We start from the raw sequence: 19,016 nt of genomic DNA on the forward strand, positions 1-19,016 counted from the left end.
CAATAGCGATCTGCCAGCAGCGGAACAAGAGGCGGGGTGGCCTGTTAAGCGCCTGTCACAAGCATCTGGCGCTGGGTGAGAAGTCGATCCTTCAGCCGCGTCCCTTATGCGCTCGCCAGGAGCGGGGTTGTTTCGGGGTGGTCTTCGGGCACCTTCGCCATAGCCTGCTCGATGACCTCGACGCCAGATCCCGGGCGGTGAGCGTTCTCGCTGATATGGCGACGGAACTGGCGTCCGCCCTTGCAGCCATGGAACAGGCCCATAACATGGCGGCTGATATGGCTCAGGTAGACGCCACGGTCTAGCTCTGACTGTATGTAGGGCAGCATGGCGCGCAGGACATCGTGACGGCTCTGCGCGATGGAGGTCTCGCCATAGAGCTCGGCGTCCACTTGGGCGAGCATCCAGGGATTCTGGTAAGCCTCGCGGCCGATCATCACGCCGTCTACGTGCTCAAGGTGGCTACGGCATTCTCCGAGAGTCTTGATGCCGCCGTTGATGATGATTTCCAGATGGGGATAGCGCCGCTTCAGGTCGTAGACCCAATCGTACTTCAACGGCGGTATATCACGGTTTTCCTTCGGGCTGAGGCCTTCGAGGACGGCAATCCGGGCGTGGACTATAAACGTGGTGCATCCGGCTGCGGCGACCGTCTCGATGAACTCGCAAAGCTGATCAAAGGATTCCCGGCCATTGATACCGATACGGTGCTTGACGGTGACCGGTAGTTCCGTGGCCGCGCGCATGGCGGCGACGCCTTCCGCAACGGTTTTCGGATGCTCCATCAGGCAGGCGCCGATCATGTTGTTCTGTACCCGGTCGCTGGGGCAGCCGACGTTCAGGTTGACCTCGTCGAAGCCGTTGTCCTCGGCCAGGCGCGCACAGGTAGCCAGTTCGGAGGCGTTGCTTCCGCCCAGTTGCAGGGCCAGCGGGTACTCGGCTTCATGATGGCGCAGGAAACGCTGGGTATCGCCGTGAATCAGTGCTCCGGTGGTGACCATCTCGGTATATAGCAGGGCGCGCCGGGATAGCAGGCGTGCGAAATAACGGTACGCTGAGGTGGTCCAATCCATCATCGGTGCCACGGAGAAGCGCCGATTGAGTGAACTGGAGGTTGTAGCGGTCGTCGTCGGAGTCATCTAAACGCCTGTGTTTTTGCCCTGATATAACGAGACGGGTTATCGATGAGATTGGGCGAGGGATTATAACGTGTTGTCAGATGAATAAAAATTGAGCCAACCTCCCGCCCAACGAACCAGCTTAATTCAGATAGAGCTGGTAAACTGCCATTTTTCAGCGGGTTGCGAATGGCGACTTCGGCCCGGTCGGGTTTCGGCGAAAGGAGTAGAGTCGGTGGATGTACTGATACAGGCCCTGGTGCCGGTTTTCGGCTTGATCCTGCTGGGTCAGTTCCTGCGCCGCATGCAGTTCCCTGGAGATGGCTTCTGGCCCATGGCCGAGCGCTTTACCTACTACGTGTTGTTCCCACCGATGCTGCTCTATAAGTTGGGCAGCGCCCAGATTCCTTCCTCGGCCTATGGCGATGTTGCGCTGATCGTCATCGGCATGGGGCTGACGATGACGGTGTTGCTCGCCGTCCTGCAAGTGGCGATGCGCTGGCCGGGTGCGGTATTCAGTTCCGTTTACCAGGGCGCGATACGCTTCAATACGTTTGTCGGCCTGGCGGCTGCTGGTTTGCTTATGGGTGACGATGGTCTCTCTCTGTTTGCCGTGGCCGTGGCGATCAACGTGCCGATGCTCAACCTGCTCTGTATCGTGATGTTTGCGATTGTCGTTGGGCAGGGCCCGATAAGGCTGGGGCCGACTTTCAAGGCCATTGCCACCAACCCGTTGATTATTGGTTCCGTGTCGGGCGCCGTGTGGGGTTATATCGGCATCGGCTTTCACCCGATCATGGCGCGCTTCCTGGAGCCTCTCTCAGATATGGCGTTGCCGCTGGGGCTGCTGACGGTTGGAGCCGGGCTGCAGCTCAAAGGATTACGTAGCGCATCGGGCCCATTCCTGGTAGCGACATCTCTGAAATTGCTGGCATTTCCGTTTATCGCAGCTGGCCTCGCATGGCTGGTAGGGGTGGAAGGGCTCTTGTTGCAGGTGGCTGTCCTACTCGCTGCGCTTCCGACCGCATCGTCAGCTTACATCCTGGCGCGCCAACTGGGTGGTGACGCGCCATTGATGGCGGGCATCATCAGCGGCCAGACTTTGCTGGCCATCGTCACGATGCCCTTAATGCTGAGCTTGCTCGGGTAGACAGGTCAGGGCGGCGTCGGCCAGCGACTGTTGGAATTTCACGTAGCCGTCGGGCGTTTCCGGAATCTCCGAGGCCAGCGGGTCCCACGTGCTAATAGTCAGGCCGACGTCTTCTGTGAGGCTTTGCCACCAGTCGCGGTTGAACTGCGGCTCGGTCAGCAGGCACGGGTGATTCGCACCGCGCAGCTTTTGCTGAATCGCATTGATGTGCCTCGCGCCGGGCGTCTGCTCCGGACTGGGAGTCAGTGCGCCGGCGAGGTGTATGCCGTAGTGTTCGGCAAAGCGGCCGAAGGCATCGTGGTAGGTGAAGATGTCGATGCCTTCCAGTCGCGCCAGGCTCGGGCGCAGTTGCTCATCCTGGGCGTGCAACGCATGCTCCAGCTGCTTCAGGCGGCGTTCGATAACGTCATGTTGGTTGGGTGCCAGCTTTGCCAGCCGGTCACCAATGGTGTGCGTCATCAGTAGGGCCAGCGCGGGATCCAGCCATACGTGAGGGTCGACGCCATCGTGATGGTGGCCGTCGCCATGGTCGTGGCCTGGGTGCTCCTCATGACCAACTTCTTCAGCGTGGGCATGTTCGTGTTCGTGCTCATGAGCTATCTGAGCCTCTTCCGTGGGCATCAGCGATTGGGTGCGGGGTGCCAGTTCGGGGTTTTCCAGCAGTCGCTGCATGAAGGTTTCCATGGATGGACCAACCCAGAGGATCAGGTCGGCCTCGGCAAGGGCGCGGCGGTCCGAGGGGCGTAACTGGTAGGTATGCGGACTGGCGCCAGCGGGGATGAGCGTCGTGATTTGGGTGTCCTCCGGTGCAATGGCCCGGGCCAGCAAGGACAGCGGTTTGATGGACGTGACAATGCGCAATGGCTCATCTGCAGCAGAGAGGGGCGCGACGGCAATCAGGCAGGCAGCCGCGATGAACGGCAAAAAACGGTTTTGCATGATAGGGTTCCGACTTGAATTTTTCGAAATGTTATAATGTAACAGCTAAAATGTAAACGAGTTACGCGGGGCGCGGATCTACAGGTGCCTCCCATTTCATGCGAACACTATTTCATAACGCTATAATGCGCGCTTCGAATTCACCAAGCCGGCACGCCGTTGTTCCAGTGGTGTGCCGTTCGTTCACAGGGATCCATGCATGACCGTTCGTACCCGTATTGCGCCATCGCCTACCGGTGACCCTCACGTCGGCACCGCTTATGTCGCGCTTTTCAATCTGTGCTTTGCCCGACAGCACGGCGGCCAGTTTATTCTCCGTATCGAGGATACTGACCAGGCCCGCAGCACCGATGAATCGGAGCGGGATATCCTCAACGCGTTGCGCTGGCTGGGGCTGGAATGGGACGAGGGTCCGGACGTCGGCGGCCCCTACGGTCCCTATCGCCAGTCCGAACGCAAGAACGATTACCGGGCCTATGCCGAAGAGCTGGTGGAAAAAGGCCACGCCTTCTACTGCTTCCGCACGCCGGAAGAGCTTGAGCAGATCCGGGAAGAGCGCAAGGCCCACGGTCTGAATCCCGGCATCAAGGGCGACCTGGAATTGCCTGCGGATGAGGTGAAGCGTCGCCTCGAAGCCGGCGAGGCCCACGTTATCCGCATGAAAGTGCCGGACGAAGGCGTCTGCGTGATCGATGACATGCTGCGCGGTAAGGTCGAAATCGACTGGCAGCAGGTGGATTGCCAGATCCTGCTGAAATCGGATGGTATGCCCACCTATCACCTGGCCAATGTGGTGGACGATCACCTGATGGGCATTACCCACGTGCTTCGCGGTGAAGAGTGGATCAATTCCGCGCCCAAGCACCAGTTGCTCTACAAATACTTCGGCTGGGACATGCCGGTGCTGTGCCATCTGCCGCTGCTGCGCAATCCGGACAAGAGTAAGCTGTCCAAGCGCAAGAACCCCACCAGCATCAATTTCTATGAGCGTATGGGCTTTGTGCCCGAGGCAGTTCTCAACTACCTGGGACGGATGGGCTGGTCCATGCCGGACGGGCGGGAGAAGTTCACCCTGCAGGAAATGATCGATAACTTCGACATCCAGCGTGTTTCCCTCGGTGGTCCCGTATTCGACGTGGAGAAACTGCGCTGGCTGAATGGCCTGTGGTTGCGTGAAGATCTGGACGACCAGGCGTTTATCGAGCGCCTGCAGCAGTGGTGGTTCAACCGCGAGTCCCTGGAAGCGCTCGTGCCCCATATTCGCGGCAGGGCGGAAGTCTTCAGTGACGTAGCGCCGATGGTAAGCTTCATGTTTTCCGGCATGCTGAACCTCAAGCCTGAGGATTTCAGCCATAACAAACTGGAGGAGGGCGATGTGAAGCGCGTCCTGCAGTTTGCACTGTGGACGCTGGAAGCCGAGCGTCACTGGACCAAGGACAACATCTTCGCGGATGTGAAGGGGCTGGCAAAAGCCATGGGCTTGAAGATGGGTGATTTCATGTTCCCCATCTTTGTCGCGATCGCGGGAACACCCAACTCCTGGTCGGTGATGGACTCCATGGCGTTGCTGGGCCCGGACATGACCCGTTCGCGCCTGCGCCATGCGCTCCAGGTACTCGGTGGTTTCTCCAAGAAAGAGACCAAGCGCGTGGAAAAGGAGTACGCCGCGCTGGTCGCGGAGTAGGCAATTTCATGTAAATGCCGTCAATGCCTTAAAAAAGTTCGAGGAAAGGGTTGACGGCATAGGGGGGCATCACTAATATACGCCTCCGTTGACGGGGCCATAGCTCAGCTGGGAGAGCGCAACACTGGCAGTGTTGAGGTCAGCGGTTCGATCCCGCTTGGCTCCACCAATTTTCTAGTCCCCTTCGTCTAGTGGCCTAGGACTCCGCCCTTTCACGGCGGCAACAGGGGTTCGAACCCCCTAGGGGACGCCACTTTGGAGAGTTGTTCGAAAGACAGCTTTCCCGTTCCGAAACCGGTTTAGTCCACCGGTTATCGGAAATAAAGAAACCGCCCGTTTGTGGCGGTTTTTTTATGCCTGGAATTTGGTTCTGCGCGGATTTGAGGCGAGCGGGGAGCGTATGGAAGGGGCTTGGGAATTGGGGCACCTTCGGTGCCTCAGAAGCTGAAGCGTCTGCTACATGCTCGAGTTGGCTGGTGAAATGTAGCCGACGCTTTAGCTTCGGAGCAGCCTGAGGGGCTGCCCTTTTGCCGAATGCTCGCCACTGGCGTTTGCCGTTTTACCGGGGAGCGATATTTCTACCGAATCGCCAACGCGCCTTTACCCACGCCCTCAAAGGCCTTCACCCGGATCTCATCGTCGCTATGGCTGCGTTTACAGGCATCGGCCAGGTGAGCTGCAATCAACTCGACGGTAGTGTCCGTTTCCATCAGGTAGACGCGGTTGGCGGACAGGGTAAGGCTGAATTCACCCTGGTTGGCTTCGTAGGTGAAGGATACGTAGTTGATCTCGTCCTCGACGAAACGGGCGCTGATATCTTCCTCGGTACCGATGTAGATATCTTGCCAGCGACGTGCCCATTCCCGCTCCAATTGCTGATCCCGGGCGTGGTTGCGCTGGATCTGGATGCGTGAACGGTGGCCGTGGGCAATGCGCTGACAATTGCCGAGATGCTTCTTCAGCCCATGCACGTAGTGGTAGTAGGGGCCGTCTATCTCTTCCTCCCGCAGGTGGACTTCGATACCGATGACGTTACCTGGTAGTACGGCGCGTAGCTCGTCCTGCAACAGAGCAGAAACGGCGGAAGGAAGAACCTCTCGGCCGCCCACCAGCAGCACGGCCTCCACCGGCGAACTATGGGTGATCACGCTGCCGTCGGACAGGGGGCATTCCAGTTCGACGCGATCACCGTGCTCGCGCACCTGCAGCCCCGCTTGATCCCGAGGTACGACCAACCTGTGGTCGACCCGTTCGTCGATGACGCGCTTTATGGTGCGTTTGACCGAACCGAAGTCGAAGACCATACCTTGCTCGTCCAGTTCGCCCGCGAGCATGACGTCGACGATCCAGCTTTCACCCACGAGACCACGATGGTGGTCCAGGTAGGCGAAATCAATAACGGTGAGGTTGTCGACGAAAAGGTGATTCATGGATCGATCTATTCTCGGCTAAGCGTGTAGGATTGGGGAGTTTCCAAACGCGCGGAAACGACCCAGGTGGCATCCGTGCGGAGGCTCCGTGGCGCGATTCTAGCAAAAATCGGTGCCCAATAGTGTTTCCCATTCGCGTCACAGGTTTGTGAGCTACGAGGCGTTCATGCAGAGTGAAATTGGTGTCCTGATCCTGGCTGCAGGCGCTTCCCGTCGTTTGGGGCGTCCCAAGGCTAACCTGCAGTGGTGTGGAAAATCCTTACTCGCCCACACCATAAGCCAGGGGCGTCGTCTGGGCTCACCGCTCCACGTTGTGACTGGCAGCCACTATCCCTTGATTCGCTTTCGCAGCGTCGACCAGCCGGATCGCTGGGTGTTCAACGCCCGATGGCCTGAAGGCATGGCGTCTTCCCTGCAGGCGGGCCTGATGTCCATGCCGGGAAGCGTGAAAGGTGTTTATGTGCTGTTGGTTGATCAGCCGGCCATCGAGGCCTGTTTCTGGTCCGGATTGATCACCGCAGTCGAGCGGTCCGGAGGTGGGCAGCCGGTAGCGGCTGACCTGGGAGGATTTGTTGGCGCGCCGGCTTATCTTCCGCGTTGGCTGTGGCCGGATATTATGGATTTGCAGGGAGATGCCGGCGCCGGGAAGCTATTGCGAAGCAATGGAGCAATCGCGGTGCCCGCGCCGGGTGCGAAGGTGGACGTCGATACCCGGGCGGACTGGCTAGCGTTGCGGCAATCCGACCGGACAGCACTGAACGGCTCAGAATAGGCCGGCCAACCAGGCGATGCCCACCGCAAAGATACTCAGACTGATGGCCAGCCCGATAGTGTAGGTCCGCGAGGCCGTGGCCCGTTGCTGGCGTACGTAGAGATCGATCGTACGCTGGGCAATGTCCTCGGCGGTCTCACGGGAAATATCGTGGGCCTGCTGGATCGCTTCGGACTGCAGTGTCTGCCAGAACTCGGTGTCGATCGTCTGGACGCTGGTAATGTGGTCCTTGAGTTCGGACATGCGATCGTTCGAGAATCCGGAACCCGCCTGAATCTGCTTTTTCAGGTCTGCCAGTTCACGCGCCAGTGTCAGGTTGACCTCAGCGACGATCTCGTCCTTCAGCCCCTGGTTGTGAGAATCAAAGTCTTCCCGCAACGTTCGGAGCTGGGCTGTGAGCGCTTCGTTCTGTTTGCGCTCGTCATCATCCAGTACTCGCTTGAGATGATCGTACTGCTCGTCGAACAGGCTGCTGAGGAGTTCGTGCAGGCGGTTGTTGATGTGCGTCTTGACCGCCGAGCGGGCGATCTGCTCGATCAGGTCACTGGTCAGGGGCACCACTTGAGGAGTGGAATGGAGGTCTTCGCTGGCTCGATAGGTATGGTCCTCGCTGGGGGTAACCTTCTCTTCGTGCTTGCTATCGTGCGTTTCGAGTGCCACCGATTCGCTGCCGTTCTTGGGTGAGAGCTCCAGTGAGGCGTTCTCCGGCAGATCCAGCGGCTCTTCTTCGAGTTCCAGCGAGAGCCCGGTCCCTGCGTCCAGGGTGGGTGTTTCGGGCAGGTTTTCGTTCGTGACGTCAGTTGCCAGCTGGTCCAGCAGGGAATTCAGCCCATCGTTGTGAGGTGGCTTGGTAAGGATGTTATAGACGCCAAACTTGCGCGCCTCCTCCATGAACGAGGGTGACTTCTTGGAGGTGCACATGATAATGGGAATGCCTGCGGTCGCCGGGTTGTCCTTGATGGCCTTGGTTGCTTCCACGCCGTTCATGCCCGGCATCAGGTGATCCATGAAGATCACATCCGGATGATTGTCACCATTGAGAAATTCCAACGCCTCTTCCGCAGAGCCCGCCATGTTGATCTGCATTTCGCGATTCTCGAGCAGCTTGCTGAGCGCAAAACGGGCCACTTTCGAGTCGTCCACCAGGAGTGCGTTCTTGATTGCCATCATACAACCTCAATGTTCACTCGTTTAATAGGCCGGTCCCTATGTGGTTGATCCCGGTCGGCCCGTTTTCGTCCCAGATTGGCCGGAAGCTTACCATCCTTCCAGTGGTGGGCATTGTGTCGCCCTGTAACTCTTGTCCCGATAACAGACGCCGGGTTCGCTGGTCCGCGCGTTGAAAACCTCGCCTTCAGGCGTGGTCAGCTTCGCTTGCCCGTAGGGTTCGCCGTAGCGGAAAGTCGCTTCGATCGTGCTACCGTTCGGGTTCATCAGCGTACCTTTGCCATGAAAATCGCCCTCGATGTACTGGCCTACATACTTCTTGCCGTTGGCGAATATCTCGCTGCCTTCACCATGGTACTCGCCGTTGGAGAACCCGCCTTCGTAATGGCGCCCATCTGGATAGGTGAGGGTGCCCTCGCCGTGAAATGCGCCGTTCCTGAATCCGCCGACATAGAGCATCCCATCCGCGGTGGTGAGGGAACTATGGCCGTCCAGGCGGCCATTGGTCCACTGTCCGGTCAGAACATCGCCGTTTGCACGGGTGAGGGTGCCCTGACCGTTGAACTCATCGTTGTCGAACTGGCCGATATAGGTTGAGCCGTCGGCCGCGCGGAAAGTGCCCTCGCCAGAGCGCTCACCAGCAGACCAATGACCTTCGTAGCGGGAACCATCGGTATAACGGGCGATGCCCCGACCGTCGAACTGGCCGTCGACAAAATGACCGCTGTATGCAAGGCCATCCCCGCCGCTATAGGTTCCGTCGCCGGTGCGGACACCGCCGAGCCACTGGCCGTCGAGATAGTTGACCCGGGTGTATTTCTCCAATCGGCCGCGCAGGGTAAGGTCGTCCCCAGCCTGCAATCGAACAGTTTCCGACCAGTCCTTGTAGCCGTTTTTGCTGATGACCACATTGTATTCGCCTGGTTCCAGCGCCAGGTCGAGCCGGGTGGCGCCGTAGCCTTTACCATTGATCCGGACCGAGTCGCCCACCACGTTGGAGCGCAAAGTCAGTTGGGCGGTCGTCGGCTCGGGAATCGGTTCCAGCGGCGTCTTCACGGCCTGTTCCTCTGGCATTTCCTGCTCCGCCATCGCGAGCTGGGGCGGCATGGCTTCGTGTATGGCCGTTTCTATGTTTTCTTCGGGTTTTTCTGAGGCCTTCTTTGAAGTGGCGGAGTCGGTTGCCGCTGGTGAGTCGAGGCGTTCGGCGCTGGAGACCTCAGTACCGACGACGGTGGCTTCGATCTGGCCTGACTCAACGTCTACCTCTTGTTTTTGTCGAAGAGTGGATTCAGGCACGACGTCTGCAAAGACCGAAGCCTCCTCTGATGCGAAAGCTGGCTCTTGCTGCTGAGGGATCCCTGGTTCAAAACGCTCGGGCGTCGTGCTGAGGTGACGCGAGACTTTGGCCGACGACACATCCTCGGGCTGACCGCCTAGCCCAGGCATATGGCCGGCATCGCTCCGGATGGACGCAAAGCCCGCGGTAACCAGGAGCATAAGTGCCAGTGCGTTGACGAATAGTAGTGGCCTGAAATCGACCATGTACGACCTCGAACGGATGCCGGAAAAACTGAGTGGTCTGCCTCGAGCAGGCCCAGCCCGGGGCGACTTTGCTGCCCCGGGCTCTTCTTATCCAGTCATACTAGCGGTTCGATATCGGCTTATGTAACAGAAAGTGAACGGAGTTTCGCAGTTTGTAGCCCGCTTCACATTTTGGTCGGAAGCGGTTCACCCTCTGCCGAAAACAGGCTTGAGAGGTCAGGACATCAGCCTTGAGAGGCGCCTTCTTCCTGCTCTTCAGGCGTAACGAGCGGACGAGCCGGAGAGGCGTGGCGCTGCTCCCAGGCGCGCATATAGACATCGGCTTCGTACTCGTACGGGGAGCGAAAAGGGGTCAACACGAAATCGAAGACGAGGAAAGCGAAGCCGATCGAGAGCCAGGCAATCAACAGGGTCTGGATACGGTTGGCCTGGACTTCCGGGTTGGCGGCGACGAAGGCCTGCAAATCCGGGAGGATATCGTTGACCATGATCACTGGATTGAAGCTGGCCATGACCAGTGGTACCCAGAACGCGATAAAGATGGGAAAGAAGCCAAACGACCACAGCACGCGGCGCAACAGATAGACCAGGATGGCACTCCAGAATCGCTGTCGCAGTTCGGGTATGCGCTTGACCTCCTTCAGGTAGCGCTTGCGCTCGACCCAATAGGGCGCCAGCTCAGCACTGCCGGGTTCCGCGTGGGGATGGGGGAGCTCCGAGGTTTCACGTTGTGCCGTTGCCGGGGTCGTCTCGGCGGCGGTCCCCTCGCGGGTCTCAGGGAGTTCCTGCGCGGTCTGGACCTGGGAAAGAGGTGCTGTCATGCGTGTTGCGATATCCCGAATACGATCCCGTGGGGGAAGCGTATTGCTTCAAAAGTGATGTGATAGAGAGTAACTAATTCAACCATTAACTGCACCCTGGTTCCTTTACAGGTGCTTCATGATGGATAGTGCGTGCAGGTAGAGAGTGCATGTTACCCTAAAAGCACTGACGCTTTTGCCGGTATTTTCCCGGCGTTCAATAATGGGGTAGGGACTCGACATGAGTGAAGGAATTCGGCGCGTCGCGCTGGTCGCCCACGACAACAAGAAGTCGGAGCTGATCGATTGGGTCAGTCGTCACCGGAAGTTGTTGACGGATTGCCACCTGTTGACCACCGGCACGACGGGTAAACTGGTGACTGATGTGACCGGTCTGGCGGTCGAGCGTCTGCAAAGTGGTCCGCTGGGTGGTGATCAGCAAATCGGAGCGCGGATCGCCGAAGGGCAGGTGGATCTGCTGATTTTCTTCTGGGATCCGTTGGAGCCCATGTCCCATGACCCGGATATCAAGGCGCTATTGCGCGTTGCGACCTTATGGAATATTCCGATAGCGTGTAACGAAAGCTCTGCGGACTTTATCGTGAGTTCGCCCTGTTTCCGACAGTACGAGCGGCGCAAGCCCGACTTTTCCGCGTACCAGAACCGTGCTGTCGCAAGTCCGTCCGCCTGATCAGGCCGCGACGGAAATCCGATCGATTATCAGGATAACGTAATGACCAAGAATCGAGACCAAGCCGTGCATCCCGCGTTCGAGCAGGTTCGCAAACATCGCATCGACACGCTCAATATCGATGTTGAAGAGTACCGGCACCGCAAGACCGGGGCGACGCACCTGCACCTGGCGTCCGACAACGACGAGAATGTCTTCTTCGTTGCGCTGCGAACGTTTCCCATGAATTCGACGGGCGTGGCCCATATTCTCGAGCACACGGCCCTCTGCGGTAGTGAGCGTTACCCGGTGCGCGATCCGTTCTTCATGATGATCCGCCGGTCACTGAACACGTTTATGAATGCGTTTACCAGCAGCGACTGGACGGCTTATCCCTTCGCAACCAAGAACCGCAAAGACTTCGACAACCTGCTGTCGGTGTACCTGGATTCCGTGTTCTTCTCGAAACTCGATGAAATGGACTTTTCACAGGAAGGGCACCGTTTGGAGTTCGAGGAGCCGACTGACCCTTCAAGCCCACTGGTCTACCGTGGCGTGGTCTATAACGAAATGAAGGGTGCCATGAGCGCAGCGACGGCCCAGTTGTGGCAGACACTGAGCAGTCATCTGTTCCCGACCACCACCTACCACTACAACAGTGGCGGCGAGCCGGATCACATTACGGACCTGCGTTACGAGGACCTGCTGGAGTTCTACCGCCACCACTATCATCCGAGCAATGCGATCTTTGCCACCTATGGCAATATTCCGGCCATCGAACACCATGAACGGTTCGAGTCCCTGGCGCTGTCGCGCTTCGATCGCCTGGAGGTGGAATTACCGGTGCACGATGAGAAGCGGTATTTCTCACCGTTGCGAGTTGATCAGGCTTATCCGGTGAGCGCTGGTGAAGATACCGAGCACAAGACGCATATCGTGATGGGCTGGCTGCTGGGCCACAGCTTCGACCTGCAGGAGAACCTGGAAGCCCACCTGCTGGCCAACGTACTGCTGGAAAATAGCGCGTCCCCGCTCATGCGGGCGTTGGAAACCACGGACATTGGCCACTCGCCGTCACCGATGTGCGGACTGGAGGATTCCAACCGTGAGATGACCTTCGTTTGCGGTATCGAAGGCAGCGAACCGGGCCGCGATGGCGATCTGGAGACGCTTATCGAGGATGTGCTGAAAACGGTGGCTGAAGAGGGCGTCAGTGAAGAGCGTCTCGAAGCCATCCTGCACCAACTCGAACTGCATCAGCGGGAAATCGCCGGGGATCAGTTTCCCTATGGGCTGCAACTGATCATGGCCTCCATCTCGCCGATGGTACATGGTGGGGATCCTGTTGAACTGCTGGACCTCGAGCCGGTCCTGGCGCGCCTGCGGGAGAAGATCAAGGACCCGCAGTATGTGCCGAACCTGGTGCGCCGCATGCTGCTCGACAACCCGCACCGCGTGACTCTGACGCTCCGGCCGGATGACCAGATGGAATCCCGGCAGCAGAAAGCAATCAGCGAAGCACTGGAGCGTCGTAAGGCGGCATTGGATGAGGATGAGAAGAAAGCCATCGTCGATCGCGCGGCCGCCTTGGAGGCCCGTCAGAATCGCAAGGATGACGATTCGATCCTGCCGAAAGTCGACCTGAGCGACGTTCCGCTGCAATTGCCCGAGCCTGACGCCCGGGTTATAGACGGTTTTCCGGCCACCGCCTACGCCCAGGGCACGAACGGCCTGGTCTACGAGCAGGTCGTTCTACCTCTGCCCTCCCTGAACGAAGAGGAATTGTTGCTGCTGCCGCTGTATACCACATGCCTGACGGAGGTGGGTTGCGGCGATCTGGACTACCTGGCCATGCAGGACCGTATGTCAGCGGAATCCGGCGGCGTGAGCGCCTTCTCGGTGGCCAAGGGTAAGGTCGACGACGTCCAGGACCTCACGGGCTATCTCGTCCTCAGTGGCAAGGCGCTGGCACGCAATAAGGACAAGCTGACCCAGCTGCTGCGCGATGTCTTTACCAGCGCCCGTTTCGACGAGCATGACCGTATCCGCGAAATTGTGGCCCAGATCCGGTCTCGCCGCGAACAGGCCGTAACGGGCAGTGGCCACGCCCTGGCGATGGGCGCTGCGTCGCAGGGTCTGAGCCCCGGTGCGCAGCTGGCGTTCAAGCTGGGCGGACTGTCCGCTATCAAGGGGATCAAGGCGCTGGACGACTCGCTGAAGGACGAGCAGGCCCTGAAAGGCTTGTGTGACAAGCTGGCGACGATCCATGGTCGGGTTCAGGAGCAGGCGCGTCAGTTCCTGGTGGTGGGCGAATCCGAGCAGCTCGATCCGATGATCGAGGACTTACGCAAGGCATGGCCGAAAGCCACGTCCATCGAAACCGAGCTTTGGCAGGTGCCGCCGGTTAACGAAACCGTGCGTCAGGCCTGGCTTACCTCCACCCAGGTTAACTTCTGTGCCAAGGCCTACAGCACCGTAGCCGTGGATCACCCGGATGCGGCGGCATTGAGTGTGCTCGGCGGCTTCCTGCGTAATGGTTACCTGCACCGGGCGATCCGGGAACAGGGCGGCGCCTATGGCGGCGGCGCAGCGCAGGATAGCGTAAACGGTACCTTCCGCTTCTTCTCCTACCGCGATCCACGCCTGGTGGAGACGCTGGATGACTTCGATGGCGCACTGACATGGTTGCAAGAGACCGATCACGACCCGCAGTCGCTGGAAGAGGCGATCCTCGGTGTGGTTGGTCAGCTCGACAAGCCGCGCTCCCCAGCTGGCGAAGCGAAGCATGCTTTCCACAATCGTCTCTTCGGACGTACGCCGGATCAGCAGAAACGCTTCCGTGAGCGGGTTCTTGCCGTCACCATCGACGACCTCAAGCGGGTGGCTTCGGAATGGCTGGTGCCTGAAAAAGCCAGCACGGCCGTAATTACCAGCCCGCAGCAGCGCTCGGTGCTTGAAGCTGCAGGCCTGGAAATCCACGAACTCTAAGGCGTCCGTGGTCACCACGGCGTCAACTGGCTGGCGACATAGAGCGGGATCCTAGCGGTTCCGCTCTATGCCGGTATTCACCATGATCCGGGTGGAAATTTCCTCGACTGAATAGGCTGTCGTATTCAGGTAGGGCAGCCGTTCCCGACGATACATCAGCTCAATCTCCTCCACTTCGAACTGACACTGTTTCGCAGATGAATAGCGCGAATTCGGCCTCCGTTCGTTGCGGATAGTGGCCAGGCGGTCGGGGTCGATGGTGAGTCCGAAGAGCTTCTCGCGGTGGGGGCGCAGGACCTTGGGCAAACGCTGGTCGTGGATATCGTCTTCGGTAATCGGATAGTTGGCTGCCTTTATACCGTAGTGCAGGGCGAGATACAGACACGTCGGTGTCTTGCCGCTTCGGGAAGCGCCAATCAGGATGATGTCTGCCTCGTCGTAATAGCGTGTGCGTGCACCATCGTCGTTATCCAGAGCGAAATTGACCGCATGGATACGGCGTTCGTAGTTGGATTCGTTGGAGATGGAGTGGGAGCGGCCAACGGAGTAGGAAGATGAAGCCGCCAGTTCCTGCTCCAGCGGTTGCAGGAAAGTACCGAAGATATCGATCATGAAGCCGTTGGCCTTGGTGATCTCGGCCCGAATCGTGTTGTCGACGATCGTGTCGAAGACCAGCGGCTTTTCACCATCCAGCTCCGCAGACTTATTAATGCGTTTGACGAGGTTGGCGGCTTTTTCCAGATCGTCAATGTACGGAACGGTAATGCGTTCGAAATGAATTTTCTCAAACTGGGCAAGCAGACTGTTGCCCAAGGCTTCGGCGGTAATACCCGTACCATCGGATATAAAAAAGGCGGTCCGTTTCATGTGAACTGCATGGCTCCGTTTCTTCGTTGTCAGGCAGGGATCCGAGGGAGTCTGGCTCCTTTCGCGCGCTACCGGTGAGAGTAAGGTAATCTGCCTGCAAGGCCGTCTGTAGGTAGGTTCCCTAGGTTATCCTCGCAGGTTACAGTATGATACGGCCGGTATTCGAGAGGCTACTGCCAAATTCGAGAGGCTATTGCCAAGTTCGAAAAGCTGCTCGACAGGCTACAGCGCCAAATGGGCTCACAGATTTAAGGGAGATGCGCTTTGGAAGATTACATCATCTGGTTTGAAAACCTGGGCATGTCAGATGTCGACCGGGTGGGTGGCAAAAATGCCTCGCTGGGGGAAATGATCAGCAACCTAGCCAACGCCGGTGTGACTGTTCCGGGTGGTTTCGCCACGACGGCCCATGCGTATCGCGAATTTCTCGCCAAGGACGGTCTGAAGGACCGTATCGATGAAGCGCTCGAAGCGCTGGATATCAATGATGTGAACGAGCTGGCTCGGGTCGGTGCCCAGGTTCGCCAGTGGATCAATGACACACCATTCCCTGAATCCCTGGAAAAGGCCCTGGAAGATGCGTATTCGCAGCTGCAGGCGGGGAATACCAACATGGCGGTAGCGGTCCGCTCCTCGGCCACGGCTGAAGACCTGCCCGATGCGTCCTTTGCCGGCCAGCAGGAAACCTTCCTCAATATTGTTGGTCTCGACCACGTCAAGCATGCCGTGCGGGAGGTCTTTGCGTCCCTGTTCAACGACCGTGCGATTTCCTACCGGGTCCACCACGGTTTCGATCACAAGATGGTGGCTCTTTCCGCCGGTATCCAGAAGATGGTGCGCAGTGAGACGGCGGCCAGCGGTGTCATGTTTACCCTGGACACCGAATCCGGCTTCCAGAATGTCGTCTTCATCACCGCCTCCTATGGCCTGGGTGAAACCGTCGTCCAGGGTGCTGTAAACCCGGACGAATTTTACGTGCACAAGCCGACCCTCGAAGCGGGTCGACCGGCGGTCCTGCGTCGTAACCTGGGCAGCAAGGCCATCAAGATGGTCTACGGCAACAGTGCCGAAGCCGGCAAGTCGGTCGAAACCGTCAAGGTCGAGCAGGATGATCGCAATACCTTCTGTATCAAGGATGCAGAAGTCGAGGATCTGGCCCGTCAGGCCCTGATCATCGAGAAGCATTACAAGCGTCCGATGGACATCGAATGGGCGAAGGACGGCGACGATGGCCGTATCTACATCGTCCAGGCCCGCCCGGAAACAGTGAAGAGCCGGGTTGCCGCCAACGTCATGGAGCGTTACCTGCTCAAGGAAACCGGCAAGGTCATCGCCGAAGGCCGCAGTATCGGTCACCGGATCGGCAAAGGCCCGGTACGCGTGGTCACCAGCATCCAGGAGATGGACCGTGTCCAGGCTGGAGATGTGCTGGTTACGGATATGACCGACCCGGACTGGGAGCCGGTCATGAAGCGTGCGGCGGCTATCGTAACCGACCGCGGTGGCCGTACCTGTCACGCGGCTATCATTGCTCGTGAACTGGGTATTCCGGCGGTCGTCGGCTGTGGCGATGCCACCGATGTATTGAAGGAAGGCCAGGAAGTCACCGTATCCTGTGCCGAAGGTGATACCGGTCTGATCTATGAGGGCAGCCTGGATTTCGAACTGCGTGAGAACACGGTCGAGTCCATGCCGGCCATTCCGTTCAAGATCATGATGAACGTCGGCAACCCGGATCGTGCCTTCGATTTCCAGTCCTTGCCCAACGAAGGCGTAGGACTGGCCCGTCTGGAGTTCATCATCAACCGTATGATCGGTGTACATCCGAAGGCGCTGCTCAACTTTGACGGCCTGCCCCGCGATATCAAGCAGACGGTGGAGAAGCGGATCTCGGGTTACGCGTCACCGGTGGATTTCTATGTCGATAAGCTGGTCGAGGGTATTTCCACCCTGGCTGCCGCCTTCGCCGACAAGAAAGTGATCGTGCGCCTTTCCGACTTCAAGTCCAACGAATATGCCAACCTGATCGGCGGCACGCTGTATGAGCCGGACGAAGAAAACCCGATGCTTGGCTTCCGTGGCGCGTCTCGCTATATCTCCGAAACCTTCCGTGACTGCTTCGAACTCGAGTGCCGGGCGTTGAAGAAAGTCCGTGAGGAAATGGGCTTCGAGAACGTGGAAATCATGGTGCCATTCGTGCGTACCGTGGGTGAGGCCAGTCAGGTCGTTGAGCTGCTTGCCGAGAATGGCCTGAAACGTGGTGAGAACGGCTTGCGTGTCATCATGATGTGCGAGCTCCCCGCCAACGCGCTGCTGGCTGATGAGTTCCTTGAGCACTTCGACGGTTTCTCCATCGGCTCCAACGACCTGACCCAGCTTACCCTGGGCCTGGACAGGGATTCCGGCATCGTTGCGCACCTGTTCGACGAGCGCAACGAAGCGGTCAAGAAGCTGTTGTCCAATGCCATCAAGGCCTGCAGGAAAGCCAACAAGTACGTCGGTATCTGCGGCCAGGGCCCCTCCGACCATCCTGACCTGGCCAAGTGGCTGATGGAAGAGGGCATCGACAGCGTTTCCCTGAACCCGGACTCAGTGCTCGATACCTGGTTCTTCCTCGCCGACGAAGAGTTGGTCTAAGTCTGACCTGAAAAGCCGGTGCTCATCTCACCGGCTTTTCATTCTGTCTTAAAGCTTATTGAGCCATACAGCTTCCCCATTCAAGACTGAAGGAGAATGTGATGGATATAGTGACGCCTGACCTGTGCGATGAGTACCCGGAGGTAACGGTCGTAGAGCCTGGTTTTAACAACTACGGCGGTATCAAGGCGTTTGGCGGCGAGATCGTGACCGTGAAGTGCTTCGAGGACAATTCCGTCGTGAAGGAGCAGGTCGGTCTTCCGGGTAAAGGCAAAGTTATGGTGGTGGACGGTGGCGGATCGCGTCGCGCAGCGCTACTTGGCGATATGCTGGCTGAGAAGGCCGCGAGCAACGGCTGGGCCGGCATTATTATCTACGGCTGTATTCGTGATGTCGACGTGATCGGCGAAACGCAACTGGGCGTCCAGGCTCTGGCGACAATTCCACGTAAAACCGAGAAGCGGGGCATCGGCGACCTGAATGTACCCGTGACCTTCCATGGCGTCACCTTCAGGCCCGGTCACTACGTCTATGCGGACAACAACGGTATTATCGTTTCTGAGAAGCCGCTCTCGACGCCCGCCTGACTGCGTTCCTTGCCCGGTGGTAGCGATGCCCCCGGGCTTATCACTTTTCTTTCAAGAGCAGCTCTTCCGGTAATATGTACTGCTCAGGTATCAGGCAGCGGCGCTCCCGCTAACGTTTAACTTCCCTGATGGCCGCGCCAATCAGGTAACCGCCCTCGGCGGGTTCGCAGCGAAGGACTTCGATAACGGTTTCAAACGGTGGGAACTGTTCGTTGGTCGAAGGTAGGAGGGTATGGAGCTGAGTACCTTCAGCAAACGCTGTTTCCACGAGAACCTGCATACCGGTACCACTCAAATCCTTGCATAGCCCCTTGTGTTGTCTGCCTTCGGCATCGGTGATGGTGATCTCTGTGTTCACCTGCATACGGTGAAAATCCCGTTTTTCTGAAAAATCACGCATTATCGTTGCCACGGTTATACCTCTTCGGCTTATGTTTTATCTGTTATAAGGCGACAAAGCAGCACAGTCAAAGAACTATCCGTAATAAACAAGCGTCGATGCCTGTTATTTAGTGCGTGGGCATCATCAAAGCCACAATATATGGTGCCTGGCGTTGGAGGTAGGCGTGTTTCAGGAGAAAAATGAAGGGAATGTAAAGAGAGTGGATATTATAGCGAGCGGCATCCCCGGAGAATATGGGGCGTCTGTGTCTCCGGGGATGAGT

At 58.3% G+C, this 19,016-nt stretch carries 15 protein-coding genes and 2 tRNA genes; 9 read left to right on the forward strand and 8 right to left on the reverse strand.

All coding sequences use genetic code 11. The features are described 5' to 3' along the window. Nucleotides 1-104 precede the first annotated feature (104 nt). Complete coding sequence (dusA, locus tag RE428_RS09690) at nt 105-1,139, reverse strand: tRNA dihydrouridine(20/20a) synthase DusA (RefSeq protein WP_004581804.1); 1,035 nt, start codon at nt 1,137-1,139, stop codon at nt 105-107. A gap of 214 nt (nt 1,140-1,353) precedes the next feature. Here dusA and RE428_RS09695 point away from each other — a divergent pair, with 214 nt between their 5' ends. After that, nucleotides 1,354-2,268 (forward strand): AEC family transporter, encoded by a 915-nt coding sequence (locus RE428_RS09695; RefSeq protein WP_004581805.1) that lies wholly within the window; start codon nt 1,354-1,356, stop codon nt 2,266-2,268. Here the strand turns inward: RE428_RS09695 and RE428_RS09700 are convergent. Continuing rightward, nucleotides 2,245-3,207 carry a zinc ABC transporter substrate-binding protein gene (locus RE428_RS09700; RefSeq protein ID WP_004581806.1) on the reverse strand — a complete coding sequence of 321 codons (963 nt, stop codon included), beginning with the start codon at nt 3,205-3,207 and terminating at the stop codon, nt 2,245-2,247. The genes RE428_RS09695 and RE428_RS09700 overlap by 24 nt on opposite strands. A 199-nt stretch (nt 3,208-3,406) precedes the next feature. On the opposite strand from RE428_RS09700, the gene gltX reads away from it, so the two are divergent. From gltX to RE428_RS09715, 3 genes are all read left to right on the forward strand, one after another. Next, a complete protein-coding gene (gene gltX, locus RE428_RS09705) occupies nt 3,407-4,891 on the forward strand; it encodes a glutamate--tRNA ligase (RefSeq protein ID WP_004581807.1) in 1,485 nt (494 codons plus the stop codon). A gap of 93 nt (nt 4,892-4,984) precedes the next feature. Further along, nucleotides 4,985-5,060, forward strand: a tRNA-Ala gene (locus tag RE428_RS09710). An 8-nt stretch (nt 5,061-5,068) separates the two neighbouring features. Further along, nucleotides 5,069-5,144, forward strand: a tRNA-Glu gene (locus tag RE428_RS09715). A 325-nt stretch (nt 5,145-5,469) separates the two neighbouring features. Here the strand turns inward: RE428_RS09715 and RE428_RS09720 are convergent. Then, on the reverse strand, nt 5,470-6,321 hold the full coding sequence (locus tag RE428_RS09720; protein WP_004581808.1) for a 6-pyruvoyl trahydropterin synthase family protein: 852 nt from the start codon (nt 6,319-6,321) through the stop codon (nt 5,470-5,472). Nucleotides 6,322-6,487: 166 nt separating this feature from the next. Between RE428_RS09720 and RE428_RS09725 the strand changes: the two genes are divergently transcribed. Beyond that, a complete protein-coding gene (locus RE428_RS09725) occupies nt 6,488-7,093 on the forward strand; it encodes a nucleotidyltransferase family protein (protein WP_051079796.1) in 606 nt (201 codons plus the stop codon). Here RE428_RS09725 and RE428_RS09730 read toward each other — a convergent pair. The 3 genes from RE428_RS09730 to RE428_RS09740 all read right to left on the reverse strand — a co-directional run bounded on the left by RE428_RS09730 (nt 7,085) and on the right by RE428_RS09740 (nt 10,623). Continuing rightward, on the reverse strand, nt 7,085-8,260 hold the full coding sequence (locus tag RE428_RS09730) for a response regulator (RefSeq protein ID WP_040883392.1): 1,176 nt from the start codon (nt 8,258-8,260) through the stop codon (nt 7,085-7,087). The two genes, RE428_RS09725 and RE428_RS09730, sit on opposite strands and share 9 nt — an antisense overlap. A gap of 90 nt (nt 8,261-8,350) precedes the next feature. Continuing rightward, complete coding sequence (locus tag RE428_RS09735) at nt 8,351-9,802, reverse strand: MORN repeat-containing protein (RefSeq protein WP_004581811.1); 1,452 nt, start codon at nt 9,800-9,802, stop codon at nt 8,351-8,353. A gap of 224 nt (nt 9,803-10,026) precedes the next feature. After that, nucleotides 10,027-10,623: a hypothetical protein gene (locus RE428_RS09740; protein WP_004581812.1), complete on the reverse strand. Its 597-nt coding sequence runs from the start codon at nt 10,621-10,623 to the stop codon at nt 10,027-10,029. A 220-nt stretch (nt 10,624-10,843) separates the two neighbouring features. Between RE428_RS09740 and RE428_RS09745 the strand changes: the two genes are divergently transcribed. After that, on the forward strand, nt 10,844-11,293 hold the full coding sequence (locus RE428_RS09745) for a methylglyoxal synthase (RefSeq protein WP_004581813.1): 450 nt from the start codon (nt 10,844-10,846) through the stop codon (nt 11,291-11,293). A gap of 42 nt (nt 11,294-11,335) precedes the next feature. Then, nucleotides 11,336-14,260 (forward strand): insulinase family protein, encoded by a 2,925-nt coding sequence (locus RE428_RS09750; protein ID WP_004581814.1) that lies wholly within the window; start codon nt 11,336-11,338, stop codon nt 14,258-14,260. Between the two features lie 51 nt (nt 14,261-14,311). Here the strand turns inward: RE428_RS09750 and ppsR are convergent, their stop codons facing one another. After that, complete coding sequence (gene ppsR / locus RE428_RS09755) at nt 14,312-15,127, reverse strand: posphoenolpyruvate synthetase regulatory kinase/phosphorylase PpsR (RefSeq protein WP_004581815.1); 816 nt, start codon at nt 15,125-15,127, stop codon at nt 14,312-14,314. 264 nt (nt 15,128-15,391) lie between these two features. Here ppsR and ppsA point away from each other — a divergent pair, with 264 nt between their 5' ends. Together ppsA and rraA are read left to right on the forward strand one after the other, a co-directional pair. Continuing rightward, nucleotides 15,392-17,764, forward strand: coding sequence for a phosphoenolpyruvate synthase (gene ppsA / locus RE428_RS09760; RefSeq protein ID WP_004581816.1), 2,373 nt, complete (start codon nt 15,392-15,394; stop codon nt 17,762-17,764). A gap of 101 nt (nt 17,765-17,865) precedes the next feature. Further along, complete coding sequence (gene rraA, locus RE428_RS09765) at nt 17,866-18,351, forward strand: ribonuclease E activity regulator RraA (RefSeq protein ID WP_004581817.1); 486 nt, start codon at nt 17,866-17,868, stop codon at nt 18,349-18,351. Nucleotides 18,352-18,460: 109 nt separating this feature from the next. On the opposite strand, the gene RE428_RS09770 is transcribed toward rraA, so the two are convergent. After that, nucleotides 18,461-18,751, reverse strand: a complete 291-nt coding sequence (locus RE428_RS09770) for a PilZ domain-containing protein (RefSeq protein WP_040882621.1) — start codon at nt 18,749-18,751, stop codon at nt 18,461-18,463. Between the last annotated feature and the right edge of the window lie 265 nt (nt 18,752-19,016).

It is taken from the genome of Marinobacter nanhaiticus D15-8W, assembly GCF_036511935.1.
In the GTDB taxonomy this organism is placed as follows: domain Bacteria; phylum Pseudomonadota; class Gammaproteobacteria; order Pseudomonadales; family Oleiphilaceae; genus Marinobacter_A; species Marinobacter_A nanhaiticus.